5 protein-coding genes, 2 tRNA genes and 2 pseudogenes are annotated in these 18764 nt (G+C 58.7%); 6 read left to right on the forward strand and 3 right to left on the reverse strand.

Translation table 11 applies throughout. The features are described 5' to 3' along the window. Positions 1-216 precede the first annotated feature (216 nt). The gene (locus ACTG2B_RS04205) at positions 217-12201 is read left to right on the forward strand and encodes a retention module-containing protein (RefSeq protein WP_439995253.1); all 11985 of its coding nucleotides are present in this window, start codon (positions 217-219) and stop codon (positions 12199-12201) included. A gap of 70 nt (positions 12202-12271) precedes the next feature. Here ACTG2B_RS04205 and ACTG2B_RS04210 read toward each other — a convergent pair. Beyond that, positions 12272-12765: pseudogene (locus ACTG2B_RS04210) on the reverse strand (hypothetical protein). 185 nt (positions 12766-12950) lie between these two features. Between ACTG2B_RS04210 and ACTG2B_RS04215 the strand changes: the two are divergent. Then, entirely contained in the window at positions 12951-14906 is a 1956-nt protein-coding gene (locus ACTG2B_RS04215) for a sensor domain-containing protein (RefSeq protein WP_236320830.1), read from the forward strand. Between the two features lie 63 nt (positions 14907-14969). On the opposite strand, the gene rraB is transcribed toward ACTG2B_RS04215, so the two are convergent. Then, positions 14970-15305 (reverse strand): ribonuclease E inhibitor RraB, encoded by a 336-nt coding sequence (gene rraB, locus ACTG2B_RS04220; protein ID WP_026034893.1) that lies wholly within the window; start codon positions 15303-15305, stop codon positions 14970-14972. A gap of 265 nt (positions 15306-15570) precedes the next feature. Between rraB and ACTG2B_RS04225 the strand changes: the two genes are divergently transcribed. The 4 genes from ACTG2B_RS04225 to ACTG2B_RS04240 all read left to right on the forward strand — a co-directional run bounded on the left by ACTG2B_RS04225 (position 15571) and on the right by ACTG2B_RS04240 (position 18502). Continuing rightward, positions 15571-15646 (forward strand) — tRNA-Phe (locus ACTG2B_RS04225). 4 nt (positions 15647-15650) lie between these two features. Then, a tRNA-Asn gene (locus ACTG2B_RS04230) sits at positions 15651-15726 on the forward strand. 425 nt (positions 15727-16151) lie between these two features. After that, a complete protein-coding gene (locus tag ACTG2B_RS04235) occupies positions 16152-17426 on the forward strand; it encodes an alpha/beta fold hydrolase (protein ID WP_439995254.1) in 1275 nt (424 codons plus the stop codon). A 350-nt stretch (positions 17427-17776) separates the two neighbouring features. Next, positions 17777-18502: a carbonic anhydrase gene (locus tag ACTG2B_RS04240; RefSeq protein ID WP_439995255.1), complete on the forward strand. Its 726-nt coding sequence runs from the start codon at positions 17777-17779 to the stop codon at positions 18500-18502. A gap of 13 nt (positions 18503-18515) precedes the next feature. Here ACTG2B_RS04240 and ACTG2B_RS04245 read toward each other — a convergent pair. Next, positions 18516-18692: pseudogene (locus ACTG2B_RS04245) on the reverse strand (IS1595 family transposase); the annotation flags it as partial. Positions 18693-18764: the final 72 nt, after the last annotated feature.

Below are 18764 nucleotides of genomic sequence, written 5' to 3' on the forward strand. Positions count from 1 at the left end.
GAGCATGCCTTGTCATGCTCTCGTCATTATTCTGTAATTTATTGATAATTTTGGTTTTTACCATTCTCGCAACCTCGTTTTACACACTTCTGTCTGGCTGAACAGTTCAGCCTCAAATCGGTCTATCCTTTCGAATTTTCGAGCTGGTTATTTTTCCCCTCAGTCTGCAAAGTAGGCTGTGGCTTATTGCATTCAAATCAGGATTCAGGAGAGAACATGATCACCAATGCCGTTACCTTGGAACAGGGCGTAACCGTAACCCAACTTAAAGGACAAATTTATCTGGTTGCCGTAGATGGCAGCCGGAAGCTGTTGGCTGAAGGTGATGTGCTGCCGAAAGGGGCGGTGATCATGTCGCCGGATGGCGCCAGTTTCATGGGCGGCGGACAGTCGTTCAATGTGCAACCGGCCAGCGAGCAGAGTGAGCCTGCCGAAGAGGGGGATGTACCCCAGCTGGCACAAAACGGCGCAGCAGGCACTCCTGATGATATCAATGCCCTGCAACAGGCGATCTTGGGTGGCGCTGACCCGACCCAGGCCTTTGAAGCCTCAGCAGCAGGCGGTGCACCTGCCGCCGGTGGTGGCGGTATTGGGGGCGTCGCCGGTGCCAGTGGCAACGGCGGTTTTGTTACCATCGACCGTACCGGTTCCGCAACCATTGCCGAAGCCACCTTCGATACCACCTACAACGCCAATGGTGAACTACCGCTTGGTGCTGTTGGCGAAGATGAGGCATTTGACCTGACTCCGCCCACCATTTCCGTCGTTGCGCCAGACAATACCAATGACACCACTCCGACCCTGACCGGAACCACAGATGCTCCCGTTGGCAGCATCGTCACCCTGCTGGTCACTGATGCAAACGGTAATCAACAAACCCTGACCGCTATCGTCACACCCGCTGGCACCTTCACCGTGGATGTGGTGACCCCTTTGGCTGAAGGCTCTTATACCGTAACAGCCACAGTGACAGATCCTGCAGGGAATACCGGCAGTGCGACTGATGATGGCAGTGTGGATATTGACTATTCAGTTGAGTCGTTGAACGACAACTATGAGGTCAACGAGGATGGCTCGGTGAGCCTGACTCTGTTGGCCAATGACAAGGCGCTGGATGGCGGGCTGGCAATTCAGTCCATCAATGGCGTGGTGCTGACCGGTGGTGTGCAGAGCATCGCGGTGACCAACGGTACCGTGGAGATTGCCGCCGATGGCGGCATGACCTTCAAGCCGAACGAGAACTTCAATGGCGACATCAGCTTCGACTACGTGGCCCAGGATACCGATGGCGACACCGACAGCGCCACGGTAAGCATTAAGGTAGTGCCGGTGAACGATGACTTCACCGACAACGACGAGCAGGTGACGATCAGCGAGGACAGCGGCGAGAAGACTGGCAACGTCATTGATGGGGTGTCGGTCGATGGTCCGGTGACGGTGCAGAGCTTCAGCATCGCGGGTCAGACCGGTCCGTTTGTGCTGGGTCAGGTGTACACCATTGCCGGCGTGGGCAGCTTCAGCCTGGCGGCGAACGGGGCGTACAACTTCACCCCGGCTGCCAACTACAACGGCGCGGTGCCGGTGGTCACCTATGTGCTGACCGACGGCAGCAGCACCAATGAGTCGACCCTGAGCATCAGCGTGACCCCGGTGAACGATGACTTCACCGACAACGACGAGCAGGTGACGATCAGCGAGGACAGCGGCGAGAAGACTGGCAACGTCATTGATGGGGTGTCGGTCGATGGTCCGGTGACGGTGCAGAGCTTCAGCATCGCGGGTCAGACCGGTCCGTTTGTGCTGGGTCAGGTGTACACCATTGCCGGCGTGGGCAGCTTCAGCCTGGCGGCGAACGGGGCGTACAGCTTCACCCCGGCTGCCAACTACAACGGCGCGGTGCCGGTGGTCACCTATGTGCTGACCGACGGCAGCAGCACCAATGAGTCGACCCTGAGCATCAGCGTGACCCCGGTGAACGATGACTTCACCGACAACGACGAGCAGGTGACGATCAGCGAGGACAGCGGCGAGAAGACTGGCAACGTCATTGATGGGGTGTCGGTCGATGGTCCGGTGACGGTGCAGAGCTTCAGCATCGCGGGTCAGACCGGTCCGTTTGTGCTGGGTCAGGTGTACACCATTGCCGGCGTGGGCAGCTTCAGCCTGGCGGCGAACGGGGCGTACAGCTTCACCCCGGCTGCCAACTACAACGGCGCGGTGCCGGTGGTCACCTATGTGCTGACCGACGGCAGCAGCACCAATGAGTCGACCCTGAGCATCAGCGTGACCCCGGTGAACGATGACTTCACCGACAACGACGAGCAGGTGACGATCAGCGAGGACAGCGGCGAGAAGACTGGCAACGTCATTGATGGGGTGTCGGTCGATGGTCCGGTGACAGTGCAGAGCTTCAGCATCGCGGGTCAGACCGGTCCGTTTGTGCTGGGTCAGGTGTACACCATTGCCGGCGTGGGCAGCTTCAGCCTGGCGGCGAACGGGGCGTACAGCTTCACCCCGGCTGCCAACTACAACGGCGCGGTGCCGGTGGTCACCTATGTGCTGACCGACGGCAGCAGCACCAATGAGTCGACCCTGAGCATCAGCGTGACCCCGGTGAACGATGACTTCACCGACAACGACGAGCAGGTGACGATCAGCGAGGACAGCGGCGAGAAGACTGGCAACGTCATTGATGGGGTGTCGGTCGATGGTCCGGTGACGGTGCAGAGCTTCAGCATCGCGGGTCAGACCGGTCCGTTTGTGCTGGGTCAGGTGTACACCATTGCCGGCGTGGGCAGCTTCAGCCTGGCGGCGAACGGGGCGTACAGCTTCACCCCGGCTGCCAACTACAACGGCGCGGTGCCGGTGGTCACCTATGTGCTGACCGACGGCAGCAGCACCAATGAGTCGACCCTGAGCATCAGCGTGACCCCGGTGAACGATGACTTCACCGACAACGACGAGCAGGTGACGATCAGCGAGGACAGCGGCGAGAAGACTGGCAACGTCATTGATGGGGTGTCGGTCGATGGTCCGGTGACGGTGCAGAGCTTCAGCATCGCGGGTCAGACCGGTCCGTTTGTGCTGGGTCAGGTGTACACCATTGCCGGCGTGGGCAGCTTCAGCCTGGCGGCGAACGGGGCGTACAGCTTCACCCCGGCTGCCAACTACAACGGCGCGGTGCCGGTGGTCACCTATGTGCTGACCGACGGCAGCAGCACCAATGAGTCGACCCTGAGCATCAGCGTGACCCCGGTGAACGATGACTTCACCGACAACGACGAGCAGGTGACGATCAGCGAGGACAGCGGCGAGAAGACTGGCAACGTCATTGATGGGGTGTCGGTCGATGGTCCGGTGACAGTGCAGAGCTTCAGCATCGCGGGTCAGACCGGTCCGTTTGTGCTGGGTCAGGTGTACACCATTGCCGGCGTGGGCAGCTTCAGCCTGGCGGCGAACGGGGCGTACAGCTTCACCCCGGCTGCCAACTACAACGGCGCGGTGCCGGTGGTCACCTATGTGCTGACCGACGGCAGCAGCACCAATGAGTCGACCCTGAGCATCAGCGTGACCCCGGTGAACGATGACTTCACCGACAACGACGAGCAGGTGACGATCAGCGAGGACAGCGGCGAGAAGACTGGCAACGTCATTGATGGGGTGTCGGTCGATGGTCCGGTGACGGTGCAGAGCTTCAGCATCGCGGGTCAGACCGGTCCGTTTGTGCTGGGTCAGGTGTACACCATTGCCGGCGTGGGCAGCTTCAGCCTGGCGGCGAACGGGGCGTACAGCTTCACCCCGGCTGCCAACTACAACGGCGCGGTGCCGGTGGTCACCTATGTGCTGACCGACGGCAGCAGCACCAATGAGTCGACCCTGAGCATCAGCGTGACCCCGGTGAACGATGACTTCACCGACAACGACGAGCAGGTGACGATCAGCGAGGACAGCGGCGAGAAGACTGGCAACGTCATTGATGGGGTGTCGGTCGATGGTCCGGTGACGGTGCAGAGCTTCAGCATCGCGGGTCAGACCGGTCCGTTTGTGCTGGGTCAGGTGTACACCATTGCCGGCGTGGGCAGCTTCAGCCTGGCGGCGAACGGGGCGTACAGCTTCACCCCGGCTGCCAACTACAACGGCGCGGTGCCGGTGGTCACCTATGTGCTGACCGACGGCAGCAGCACCAATGAGTCGACCCTGAGCATCAGCGTGACCCCGGTGAACGATGACTTCACCGACAACGACGAGCAGGTGACGATCAGCGAGGACAGCGGCGAGAAGACTGGCAACGTCATTGATGGGGTGTCGGTCGATGGTCCGGTGACGGTGCAGAGCTTCAGCATCGCGGGTCAGACCGGTCCGTTTGTGCTGGGTCAGGTGTACACCATTGCCGGCGTGGGCAGCTTCAGCCTGGCGGCGAACGGGGCGTACAGCTTCACCCCGGCTGCCAACTACAACGGCGCGGTGCCGGTGGTCACCTATGTGCTGACCGACGGCAGCAGCACCAATGAGTCGACCCTGAGCATCAGCGTGACCCCGGTGAACGATGACTTCACCGACAACGACGAGCAGGTGACGATCAGCGAGGACAGCGGCGAGAAGACTGGCAACGTCATTGATGGGGTGTCGGTCGATGGTCCGGTGACGGTGCAGAGCTTCAGCATCGCGGGTCAGACCGGTCCGTTTGTGCTGGGTCAGGTGTACACCATTGCCGGCGTGGGCAGCTTCAGCCTGGCGGCGAACGGGGCGTACAGCTTCACCCCGGCTGCCAACTACAACGGCGCGGTGCCGGTGGTCACCTATGTGCTGACCGACGGCAGCAGCACCAATGAGTCGACCCTGAGCATCAGCGTGACCCCGGTGAACGATGACTTCACCGACAACGACGAGCAGGTGACGATCAGCGAGGACAGCGGCGAGAAGACTGGCAACGTCATTGATGGGGTGTCGGTCGATGGTCCGGTGACGGTGCAGAGCTTCAGCATCGCGGGTCAGACCGGTCCGTTTGTGCTGGGTCAGGTGTACACCATTGCCGGCGTGGGCAGCTTCAGCCTGGCGGCGAACGGGGCGTACAGCTTCACCCCGGCTGCCAACTACAACGGCGCGGTGCCGGTGGTCACCTATGTGCTGACCGACGGCAGCAGCACCAATGAGTCGACCCTGAGCATCAGCGTGACCCCGGTGAACGATGACTTCACCGACAACGACGAGCAGGTGACGATCAGCGAGGACAGCGGCGAGAAGACTGGCAACGTCATTGATGGGGTGTCGGTCGATGGTCCGGTGACGGTGCAGAGCTTCAGCATCGCGGGTCAGACCGGTCCGTTTGTGCTGGGTCAGGTGTACACCATTGCCGGCGTGGGCAGCTTCAGCCTGGCGGCGAACGGGGCGTACAGCTTCACCCCGGCTGCCAACTACAACGGCGCGGTGCCGGTGGTCACCTATGTGCTGACCGACGGCAGCAGCACCAATGAGTCGACCCTGAGCATCAGCGTGACCCCGGTGAACGATGACTTCACCGACAACAACGAGCAGGTGACGATCAGCGAGGACAGCGGCGAGAAGACTGGCAACGTCATTGATGGGGTGTCGGTCGATGGTCCGGTGACGGTGCAGAGCTTCAGCATCGCGGGTCAGACCGGTCCGTTTGTGCTGGGTCAGGTGTACACCATTGCCGGCGTGGGCAGCTTCAGCCTGGCGGCGAACGGGGCGTACAGCTTCACCCCGGCTGCCAACTACAACGGCGCGGTGCCGGTGGTCACCTATGTGCTGACCGACGGCAGCAGCACCAATGAGTCGACCCTGAGCATCAGCGTGACCCCGGTGAACGATGACTTCACCGACAACGACGAGCAGGTGACGATCAGCGAGGACAGCGGCGAGAAGACTGGCAACGTCATTGATGGGGTGTCGGTCGATGGTCCGGTGACGGTGCAGAGCTTCAGCATCGCGGGTCAGACCGGTCCGTTTGTGCTGGGTCAGGTGTACACCATTGCCGGCGTGGGCAGCTTCAGCCTGGCGGCGAACGGGGCGTACAGCTTCACCCCGGCTGCCAACTACAACGGCGCGGTGCCGGTGGTCACCTATGTGCTGACCGACGGCAGCAGCACCAATGAGTCGACCCTGAGCATCAGCGTGACCCCGGTGAACGATGACTTCACCGACAACGACGAGCAGGTGACGATCAGCGAGGACAGCGGCGAGAAGACTGGCAACGTCATTGATGGGGTGTCGGTCGATGGTCCGGTGACGGTGCAGAGCTTCAGCATCGCGGGTCAGACCGGTCCGTTTGTGCTGGGTCAGGTGTACACCATTGCCGGCGTGGGCAGCTTCAGCCTGGCGGCGAACGGGGCGTACAGCTTCACCCCGGCTGCCAACTACAACGGCGCGGTGCCGGTGGTCACCTATGTGCTGACCGACGGCAGCAGCACCAATGAGTCGACCCTGAGCATCAGCGTGACCCCGGTGAACGATGACTTCACCGACAACAACGAGCAGGTGACGATCAGCGAGGACAGCGGCGAGAAGACTGGCAACGTCATTGATGGGGTGTCGGTCGATGGTCCGGTGACGGTGCAGAGCTTCAGCATCGCGGGTCAGACCGGTCCGTTTGTGCTGGGTCAGGTGTACACCATTGCCGGCGTGGGCAGCTTCAGCCTGGCGGCGAACGGGGCGTACAGCTTCACCCCGGCTGCCAACTACAACGGCGCGGTGCCGGTGGTCACCTATGTGCTGACCGACGGCAGCAGCACCAATGAGTCGACCCTGAGCATCAGCGTGACCCCGGTGAACGATGACTTCACCGACAACGACGAGCAGGTGACGATCAGCGAGGACAGCGGCGAGAAGACTGGCAACGTCATTGATGGGGTGTCGGTCGATGGTCCGGTGACGGTGCAGAGCTTCAGCATCGCGGGTCAGACCGGTCCGTTTGTGCTGGGTCAGGTGTACACCATTGCCGGCGTGGGCAGCTTCAGCCTGGCGGCGAACGGGGCGTACAGCTTCACCCCGGCTGCCAACTACAACGGCGCGGTGCCGGTGGTCACCTATGTGCTGACCGACGGCAGCAGCACCAATGAGTCGACCCTGAGCATCAGCGTGACCCCGGTGAACGATGACTTCACCGACAACGACGAGCAGGTGACGATCAGCGAGGACAGCGGCGAGAAGACTGGCAACGTCATTGATGGGGTGTCGGTCGATGGTCCGGTGACGGTGCAGAGCTTCAGCATCGCGGGTCAGACCGGTCCGTTTGTGCTGGGTCAGGTGTACACCATTGCCGGCGTGGGCAGCTTCAGCCTGGCGGCGAACGGGGCGTACAGCTTCACCCCGGCTGCCAACTACAACGGCGCGGTGCCGGTGGTCACCTATGTGCTGACCGACGGCAGCAGCACCAATGAGTCGACCCTGAGCATCAGCGTGACCCCGGTGAACGATGACTTCACCGACAACAACGAGCAGGTGACGATCAGCGAGGACAGCGGCGAGAAGACTGGCAACGTCATTGATGGGGTGTCGGTCGATGGTCCGGTGACGGTGCAGAGCTTCAGCATCGCGGGTCAGACCGGTCCGTTTGTGCTGGGTCAGGTGTACACCATTGCCGGCGTGGGCAGCTTCAGCCTGGCGGCGAACGGGGCGTACAGCTTCACCCCGGCTGCCAACTACAACGGCGCGGTGCCGGTGGTCACCTATGTGCTGACCGACGGCAGCAGCACCAATGAGTCGACCCTGAGCATCAGCGTGACCCCGGTGAACGATGACTTCACCGACAACGACGAGCAGGTGACGATCAGCGAGGACAGCGGCGAGAAGACTGGCAACGTCATTGATGGGGTGTCGGTCGATGGTCCGGTGACGGTGCAGAGCTTCAGCATCGCGGGTCAGACCGGTCCGTTTGTGCTGGGTCAGGTGTACACCATTGCCGGCGTGGGCAGCTTCAGCCTGGCGGCGAACGGGGCGTACAGCTTCACCCCGGCTGCCAACTACAACGGCGCGGTACCGGTGGTCACCTATGTGCTGACCGACGGCTCGGGTCCGACCGACAGCTCGACCCTGAGCATCACCGTGACCCCGGTGAATGACCTGCCAACTCTAATAATTGACACTGGTGTTGTGGTCTCCGAGGAGGGACTTGCTGGCGGTATTGCCGATGAGACAGGCAATAGTGACACTACTGATAACGTGACTGCCAGCGGCAAGATCACAGTCGGCGACGTTGATAGCCAGGATACGCTCACCATCAGCCTGAATGGGCCGGCGGGTCTGACTTCCGGTGGTGCTGCGGTTCAGTGGGGCTGGGATGCAGCTACCAAGGTGTTGACTGGTTATACCGGCACGCAGGGCGGTGCCGACTACAAGGCGGTCATTGATGTCAAGTTGACCGCTCCTACTGGTAGCACCAAGGGTGACTGGAGCTATGATGTGACCCTCAAGGCTCCGCTTGATCATCCGGTGAAGGGGAGTGAAGACGTACTCAACTTCCAGATCGGTGTAACTGTATCGGATGGCAAGACCACCACTACCGGCAGTCTGCCCATCACGGTCGAGGACGACTCCCCCGTAGCTGGTGACATGGCGGCAGTCTCTCTGGTGAAAACCAGCATCCCGGATGTGTTGACCGGCAAGTTCAGCCTGACCGGGTATGTCGGGGATAGCGGCAGCATTGATGCGGGCAAATTCACTATCACGGCACGGGGATTCGAGTCTTCAACTTCCTCCAAACTCGTTGATGCCAAGGTCAATGCCTCCGTTGACGGGCTAGGCGTCAAGAGCACGAGCGCGCCTTATCACAACATTGATAATGAGATCGATTTCCGCAAATTTGCGGATGGTTCGAGTGTATCCGAGGAGTTGGTGATCAAGCTGGATGCGGGCACTGTGGCATATGGTGCCAAGATCGAGTTCAGCAAGATCTATGGTGGAGAACTCGAGAGCGGTGTGGTCGAGTTCTGGCGCGACGGTAAACTGGTTGCAACCCAGACATTCAGCTCGAATGCTGCCAATGGCGATTATGCTGCCAACTTCCAGGTTCAGCAGGGCGGTTTTGACACCATGGTGATCAAGGCGACCGATAACGGCAAGTCAGCCAGCTGGGGTGACAACAGTGACTTTACTGTCAAGTCTATCGAGTTCCTTGGTTCCTCTACCCCGCAGGCGATCGCCTATGGTTCGGGCACGCTCGATCCGCAGTGGGGGGCTGATGACAAAGGACGTTTCGAACTGGTCACCGGTACGGTCGAATCCGGCCTCAAGACAGTCGCCGGTCTGGCTATCGCGATCACCGCCGATGGGGCTAATACCCTGCTTGGCAAGGACAGCAATGGCAGTCTGATCTTCAAGATGGAGTTCACGCCTGCAACAGGTAAATGGGAGTTCTTCCAGTATGCCGAGATGCAGCGCCCTGTTGGTGATGGCGACATCGACTTCACCTTCAAGGCCTATGATCGGGACGGTGACGGCTCGAAAGGCAGCTTTGCTGTCAACCCGCTGGCGCGCCCTGATGTAACCGGCGTATCGAGTGCCACTGTGGTTGAAGGGGCTACCTTGCAGCATGTTGTGACCTTGAGTGGTGCGACTAATGTGGCGACTGAATACAGCCTCTCAATTGCGGGCAGTGGTACTCATGCTGCCTCTAACTCTGACTGGGGAACTCTGCAGTTCAGTCACGGTGTTACCTATAACAGCAGCACAGGCAAAATCTCAGTACCAGCCGGTGTGACGAGCTTTACCGTGTCAGTGCCGACAGTGAATGACAAGCTGGTAGAACAGACTGAAACCTTGACTCTGACAGTAGGTGGTGCGACCGGAGCCGGAACCATTACTGACAACGATCTCTCTGTGCGATTGGGCAATGGGCTGGTTGATGAGGATGGTTTGTCTGGCGGAAATGCACACTTGCCTGAGCCTGTGGGTATGCCTGCTAGCGGTCCGCTTTCTGTGACTCAGTCGCTGCAGGTGACGGATGGCAGTGGTGGCAATGTCTCTGGCGTACAACTCAAACTTGTTGGCATCACGGGTCTGAGCGGGGTGACGGGTATTGATGGTCAGCCGGTCAATGTTGTTCAGGATGGCGCCGGGCTCAAAGGGTACTTTGGTAACAACCCTGCCAATGTGGCCTTTACCGTGACGGTGGATAACAGTGCCAATCCACCGAGCTACACCTTTACTCTGCTCAAGCCGCTTAGCCACACAGTGGATGGTCAGAGCACAGCGTTGACCAGCCAGGATGAACTGCGCTTTACCGTCAACTATGAGGTAAGCAAATCTGGAGCTGAGACTGCCACTGGCTCGTTTGACTTGGCTGTGCGTGACGATGTGCCGGTTGCAGTGGTCGATGATGCGAAAGTCGATGTTGTAGTTGATACCTTCCTGTTTTCTGGTGTCGAGGCTTCATGGATTAATGTTTCTGGCGGTAAAAATCTGGAGCATTTTGACGGCCCTGATAATGATACTGCGAAGGATCAAATTCGCTGGGGTGGAAAAAATGAAAATAAATCGGGTTATGGTTTTGCCGATAACGATGCGGCCTTGAACGGAGAGATCCCGCTCAACGAAGAGATCAAACTGGGTACTTTCACCCACTACAACTATCCGGTGTCCTCCGGTACGGCGATCAACACTGTAACCATGCAGGCAACCTTCTCGGTTACCGACTCCATGGGCAGAGTGACACCAGTGACTGTGACCATCAATTTCAATCACAACGAAACGCCGAACGATTGGGCCGATCCGCGAGATATCATCACTATCGGAACTGCGACCGCAAGCTTCAACTTTGAAGGCAAGGTCTACAGTCTCGAGGTGCTGGGCTTCCGTGATGCAGGTGGCAATGTGGTGAAGACTATCTACACCAACGAAAATGCCAGCAACAGCTTCGATCTGATCGTCAAGTTGGTGGAAGGGTCTGGTTATCAGCTGCCACAGACCACAGGTAATGTGCTGGCCAACGATCTTGCCGGTGCTGATGGTGGTCTGAGTGTCATTGGCTACGGGGTCGGCAGCAGTTCGACCACCTATACCAATGGTGCGGGTACCCAGGTAGTCGGTTTGTACGGGGTACTGACCATTCTGGCCAACGGTGCCTATACCTATCAGGTCACCAAGAATGGCAGTCAGATCCCGGCTGATGCACGCGAGGTGTTCAGCTACAGCGTGCGCGATGGTGATGGCGATACCACCAACAGCACCTTGACCATCAGCGTCAATCCGGTGGACAGCAACGGGGTTCCGGTTCATCTGCCGCTGACGGTAGATGGTACTGACCTCAACGACTCTATCGTGGTACGCAATGGCGAGAGAGCGGCTAATCCTGACCGTCTTGATGTTTCCTTTGGCGGTAATCTGCTGGGCGAAGTCACTACCAGTAACGGCGCTACCGACCACATACATGCCGGTACCAGCTACAACAAGGGAAGTGCCGCACAGACCGTCAGCAGCGGTGCAGGCAATGACCATATCGAAACCGGCAGTGGTAATGATGTGATTTATGCAGGCAAAACCGGGGCTGATGGATTCGGTACCGACGATTCGTTGCAACTGACGGTAAATCAGCTCAAGGCTCATCACATCATGACAGGCAGCTTGTCTGGCACAGATGCCATGCTCGATGGCGACGGTCTGTTGCTGAGTGTTGATGTCAGCAGTAGCAAAGCTGATGTGGTCAATGGTGGCAGCGGCAATGACAAAATCTACGGGCAGTCAGGTTCCGATATCTTGTTTGGCGGTACCGGTGACGACTACATCGATGGCGGTAGTCATAACGATGCGCTGCGCGGCGGTCTGGGGAACGATATCCTGATCGGCGGGCTAGGCAACGATGTAATGCGTGGTGATGGCGGTTCAGATACTTTCGTCTGGAACAAGGGAGATACAGTATCAGGCTCCCTGACCAAGGATTACATCATGGACTTCAACAAGGGGTCAGGCACCATCAACCGTTTGGAAGGAGACAAGCTGGATCTGAGCGATTTGCTGGATCACGATGGTTCTCACAGTACGACTGATCTGAAGAGTCTGCTCTCGGTGTTCCAGGACAATGAAGGGGTGCACCTGCAGGTCAAGGAGAGCAGTACTGAGCCGGTGACTCAGGAGATTGTGCTGATGAACCATACCTTCGACAGTCTGACGGGCGGTTCTGGCACCACGGCCAATCAGGTGATCGATTACATGTTGACCAACAACATGCTCGATATCGACAAGTAAGCCCAACTTGGGGCAATAAAAAAGCGGCAGAGCAATCTGCCGCTTTTTTTATCTTTGCAGGGAAGCGAAATCAGTTGCCGAGGGTGGCGAACAGGCTCTGCTCCAGGGTGCCGCGGGAGACGCAACCGGCTTGATGGACGGGGCCGGTACGCGCTCGCCTGAGGATTCAACGAAGAACAGTTCTGTGTTGCCCTTGACATTGACGGTGGCCACGCTGCTGTTGCCGCTCTGGGTGATGATCAGGTTGATCTGCAGGTTCGGGTTGCCCAGTGCAACTTTGGAACCCATGGTGCCGCAGTCCAGCCACTCCAGCCCGTCGGCTGACTGGTTGACGTTGGCGGTCATCAGGCCGGAGCCACGCTGGCTGTTTTCGATGGTGAGGCCGTGATCGGTGAACCACTTCTCGGCGCGAGCCCACACCAGATCCACCGGGATCGCCATTTCCTGAGTATTGTTGGTTGCCTTGGCAATTGGCGGGTTGTAGCGATACTCCTCACCGCCGTTATTGTCACCAGCACAACCAACCAGCAGCAGCGCCAATGCGCTCCCCATAATCTTTTTCATCTCGTTTCTCTCGTCCATATCACCAGGCCATTGGCCAACCGGCGCCTATTATCGCCGGAGCGACAATCTCTGTCAGCAACCATCCAGCGTTCGATGTTATGGGGAGGTGATCGGGGTGCTTTACAAAATTGGTTTGCTATCATAGATTTGCTCGAAATTCCTCCATAAGCACCCCTGTGACTAACATGCTCACCCCGGATCTGCTGCAGCAGATCATCGACCAATTGCCAATGAGTATCTTCTGTCGAGATAGTCATGGGCGTTACCTGTTCGCCAATCGTGAGTTCGCCCGTGAAGCCAAGCTGGAGTCGCCTGCCGAGGTAGTCGGCAAGACAGATGCAGATATGCCCTGGGGCGATCTCTTTCGCAGTGAGGATGAGCAGCTGCTTGCCGGAGGCGTGCCGATGCTGTATCAGCAGCTCCATTGCAACCGGGGCGGGAATACCTGCTGGATGGAGGTGCACAAGGTGCCTCTTTACACCCCGCAGGGGGAAGCGTGCGCAGTATTCGGGGTGGTTAACGAGATTGCCCAGCGCAAGAGCCTGGAACAGACGGTCAAAAAGCAGCAGTTGTTGCAGCGTTTTCTGCTCGATGCCATTCCTGACCTGATCCGTTTCGATGATCACAACGGGGTATTGCTGGAGTGCAATCAGGCGTTTCTCGACTTTATCGGTCATGGGGCCGATGAGGTGCTGGGTCAGCAGCTGCCGTTCCGGCTGGCGGCGCCGCAGGGGATGGGTCATGGCGAGTGTTGTCTGCTGGATGCCAGCGGGCAGGGTCGACACATGGAGATCACCCGGGTCGATGTCCCCGATGGTGATGGCCACTCTCTCGGGATCCTGACGCTGGGGCGTGACATCACCGGCCTGCGCACCACTCAGGCGCAGTTGCAGCAGGAGCAGCACTACGACAGTCTGACCGGACTGCTCAAACTCTCCCGGTTCTTGCAGACCAGCCGCCATCTTGGGGGACGCAGTGCCACATTGGTGCTGGTCGATCTGCACCATTTTCGTGAAATCAACGATCGCTTCGGGATCCGGATTGCCGACCGCCTGCTCAGCCAGGTGGCCAAGCGGTTGCAGCAGCTGGTGCCGCCGCGTTCTCTGCTCTGTCGGGTCGCTGCCGATGACTTCAGCCTGCTGCTGCCGGACTTCAACGAGCCATTGCAGGGGTGGAGCCAGCATCTGCAGCAGCAGTTGATGGAGCACTATCAGGTGGAAGATCATCGCATCCAGATCCCGGTGTTTCTGGGGCTGGCCCAGGGGCGGGCAAGCGATGCCGAGCGGTTGCTCAGCCATGCCGAGGCTGCGCTGGCGCAGGGTAAGCGGCAGCAGCAGTACTGCACCCTGTTTGATCCCGAGCTGCATGCCCGGCTCAAGCGGCGTCAGCTGATCGCCGCCCAGTTGCCGCTCGCTATCAAGTCCGCACAGCTGGTTGCCGTCTATCAGCCGATCATCTGTACCCGCACTCACCGGCTGCATGGCGCCGAGCTGCTCTGTCGCTGGCCCCACCCCGAGCTTGGGATGATCTCCCCCGACGAGTTTATTCCGTTGGCGGAAGAGATGGGGATCATCGGTCAGCTTGGCCAGTTAATGCTGGAGCAGGGGTGTGCCCAGCTGGCGCAGTGGCAAACTGCGCAGCCGGATATGGTGCTCTCCATCAACCTCTCGCCGCTGCAGTTCCGTGATCCGGCGCTCTGTGAACGGGTCTCTGCCTGCATCGCTCGCCATGGTCTCAAGGCCAGTCAACTGGAGCTGGAGATCACCGAAGGGGTGTTGATGGAGAACGCCGACGAGATTGAGACCAACCTCGACAACCTGATTGCCGCCGGTTTTCAGCTGGCCATCGACGACTTTGGTACCGGTTACTGTTCGCTGGCCTATCTGCCGCGTTTGCAGGTGGCGACCCTCAAGCTGGATCGCAGCTTCACTCAGGGGCTCGCCAGTAATAGCGCGACCACCGCTATCGTGCGTTCGGTTATCGGGTTGGGCCATGAGCTTGGGATCCGGATTACGGCCGAAGGGGTAGAGACACCCGAGCAGCAGCTGTGGCTGACCGAGGCGGGGTGTGATCGGCTCCAGGGCTATCTGTTCAGTCGCCCACTGCCGCCGGCGGAGTTTGCTGCCAGCTATCTGGCGTGAGAGATCGTCAGAAACAACAAGGCCACCGCAAGGTGGCCTTGTTGTTTTACGATGGAGGCAGGATCAATCCTGGAAGTAGGTGCCCCAGCCATCGTAATCCACCCCGTATTTTTCCAGGATGGGCAGCATCTTGGCGATATCGGCGACGATCGCTTCGACATTCAGCTTGCACTCGATGGTGGCATCGAAGCAGAAGATGGTGGCGCCGTCATCCAGCTCCATCTCTTCGGCATCGGTCACTTCAAAACCGGCCTTGAACAGGTCAACCGCTGCTTTTTCCAGACGGTCGAAATCCTGGCAGGCGAAGTGGTGCTCGATGTCGTAATCCGCATCGGGATTACTGCCATCGGCCAGCAGTTCGTTGACGATCTCGGTGGTCTCATCACGCCACTCTTGCATATTCAGACTCATGTTGCCTCCAGGCGGTATCATTGCGGCAAAGCATACTCGCAGAGTGGATTCGGCTCAATGCGGCGGACCCACTGAACCTCGAATTTCCATCATATTGGCGCAGCCTGCAGGGTGTGCAGAGGCCAGCAAGTACGGCAAACAGGACTGAAATGGATAATAAATGGCCGCTTCGTTCGGTTGTTGAGCGAACGAGCTTTTTATCGTGCCATCATGGTTGACACTCTGCGCTGGAAAGGGTTTAATGCGCGCCGTTGCCCAGATAGCTCAGTCGGTAGAGCAGGGGATTGAAAATCCCCGTGTCGGCGGTTCGATTCCGTCTCTGGGCACCACAATTCCTCCTTAGTTCAGTCGGTAGAACGGCGGACTGTTAATCCGTATGTCACTGGTTCAAGTCCAGTAGGAGGAGCCAAATTCGAAAAGCCCGCTCAATCGAGCGGGCTTTTTCATTTCTAGTTGCTATTGCATGCTGCCAAAAAGAGCGTCGCGCCACAGGTGGCACTGAACAGCAACATGCCGGTCTGCAACATGCTGCCAGGGCATGGCTTCTTCTCTTTTTTCTGGCCCTGATCCACTTCGGTTTCATCACATTCCCTTATCCATTTTGTCGGCCTGAATGGCTGCACTCCTGTGCAGGCGAGCCATCTTTGTTGAATGGCGCCATGGCGTCAATCTCCCCTGCAAAACAATTAATTCAGCACTGTTGAAGAGCGGCTTGTCGGGTGATGTTTCGAGCTTTAAGCCATTGTTAACATTTTGGAAAACCGGAGTGACCCTGTGGCCGGGCGGGGATATGATGGGGTCAATGATGTTCCCATCCTGACGGAGAGATCCCAGATGAACAGCCCCTTGAGCTATGTACTGGACGGCATTCATTGCGAGCCGCACTTTTATACCGTTCCCCTCGATCATGATGAGCCGGATGGCGACAGCATTACCCTGTTTGCCCGTACCCTCTGCCGTAAAGACAAGCTCGATGAGAAGTTGCCCTGGCTGCTTTTTCTGCAAGGGGGGCCGGGATTCGGGGCTCCGCGCCCGACGGCCAACAGTGGTTGGCTCAAACGGGCGTTGCAGGAGTTCAAAGTGCTGCTGCTGGATCAGCGTGGCACCGGGATGTCGAGCCCCATCCATGGGCAGATTCTGGCCAAAATGACCCCGGCCGAGCAGGCGGAGTATCTCGGCCATTTTCGCGCCGACAGCATAGTGCAAGATGCCGAGTTCATCCGGCAGGAGCTCAGCCCCAAGCATCGCTGGAGCCTGCTGGGGCAAAGTTTTGGCGGTTTTTGCTGCCTGACTTATCTCTCGCTCTTCCCCGACAGTCTGCGGGAGGTCTATATCACCGGCGGCATTGCGCCGATTGGCCGCAGTGCCGAGGAGGTTTACCGCGCCACCTACCAGAGGGTGGCTGACAAGAACCGAGCCTTCTTCGCCCGCTTCCCCCACGCTCAGGGGATTGCCAACCGGCTGGCCAACCATCTGCACCAGCATGATGTGCGACTGCCCAACGGCCAGCGCCTGACGGTGGAGCAGTTCCAGCAGCAAGGGCTGGATCTCGGCGCTACGGGTGCTTTCGAGGAGCTTTATTACCTGCTGGAAGAGGCCTTTATCGGCGACAAGCTGAGCCCGGCCTTTCTCTATCAGGTGCAGAGCATGCAGCCATTCAATAGCAACCCGCTGTTTGCCATTCTGCACGAGGCTATCTACGCCGAAGGGGAGGCGACTCGCTGGGCGGCAGATCGGGTCAGAGGGGAGTTTCCTGCGGTGAACTGGGCGCCCGGCAAGGATTTCGCCTTCACCGGCGAGATGGTTTACCCCTGGATGTTCGAGCAGTTCCGCGAGTTGCAGCCCCTGAAAGAGGCGGCTCATCTGCTGGCCAACAAGGCGGACTGGGGGCCGCTCTATGATCCGGCCCAGCTGGCCCGCAACCAGGTGCCGGTGGCTTGCGCTGTCTATGCCGAGGATATGTATGTGGAGTTTGACTACAGTCGCGAAACTCTGCGTGGTCTTGGCAGCAGTCGCGCCTGGATCACAAATGAGTATGAGCACAACGGTTTGCGTGCCGATGGTGAAGCGATTCTTGATCGTCTGATCGCGTTGAATCGCGACCGTTAATTGCCGTTATCGGCAACCATCGCGGGAGCTCGGATTCCCGCGATGGTTGTGATGGATGGTTGTTATGAAAGCGTGACTCCCTGAACCTTGCCCCGTATCCGCCAGACGATGAGTGGATAGCCGGCTGATTAATTTCCCCCTCTTTTACTGTCTCTGCCGATCCCTCACCATATACTTGCCAAACGACTCTGTATTGAGCCGCGGTCAAACCGATTGACCAACCCGTGCTCGTTACCATTAGAAAGTCGCTCCGATGCTCTGTATCCCGCATATCTGATATGCCATCTCTGCATGCCCCGCAATCCGGGGGAGGGGATGGTCGTGCTTTTCAATCAAGATAAGGATGTATGATGAGAAAGTCTCTGTTGGCCTACTCCCTGTTGCTGTGCCCTGTCGTGTTTGCTGCCACCCCCCATTGGGAATATAGCGGTGAGGCGGGACCTGCCCACTGGGCCAAGCTGACCCCTGAGTTTGGTCAGTGTGCGGGCAACAATCAGTCGCCGGTTGACCTGAGCGGATTGGTCGAGGCCAAACTGGCCCCGCTGGTACTCCACTATCAGGCGGGTGGCAACACAGTGGTCAACAACGGTCATACCGTGCAGGTCGGTTATGCCCCGGGCAGCACCTTGCAACTCGATGGCACCAGGTTTGAACTCAAGCAGTTCCACTTCCACGCCGCGAGTGAGAACCTCATCGAGGGCAAATCCTATCCGCTGGAAGGGCATTTGGTGCATGTCAGTGACAAGGGAGAGATCGCCGTGGTGGCGGTGCTGTTCGAGGCTGGCAAGGCCAATCCGGCGCTGGCGGCAGCCTGGGGTGAACTACCGGCCAAGGTGGGGGAGATCCAGGCCCTCAAGGTGCCGCTCTCTGCTGAGCAACTGCTGCCCGAGAATCGTGACTACTATCGCTTCAGCGGTTCCCTTACAACGCCTCCCTGCTCGGAAGGAGTGCGCTGGCTGGTAATGAAGCAGCCGGTCGAGGTCAGTCAGGCCCAGATCGACGCATTCAAGGCGGTGATGCACCACCCCAACAATCGGCCGGTGCAGCCCCTCAATGGGCGCGTGGTGCTGCAATAACCAAGAGTTGCAGTGTAGTGGTCAACGCAGGACATGTGTGTAGGCACACTGTACAACGGTAGCGATGTAGTCCGCGACTCCATCCCCAAAGGGCCAGCAGATCGGTATTGGCCTGATAATGGGAGCAACCGCTGCATGCAGGTAACTGGGGAAAGAGATCCAGCAGGTGCTGAAAGGTTGGGATATCCATGATGCTAGACCTTAAGGTGATGGCCTACTTCAAAATTAACCTTTCAACACGTAATTAGGGCAAAGTCAAAAC

The organism is Aeromonas sp. 30P (assembly GCF_051919805.1).
GTDB classification, from domain to species: Bacteria; Pseudomonadota; Gammaproteobacteria; order Enterobacterales; family Aeromonadaceae; genus Aeromonas; species Aeromonas veronii.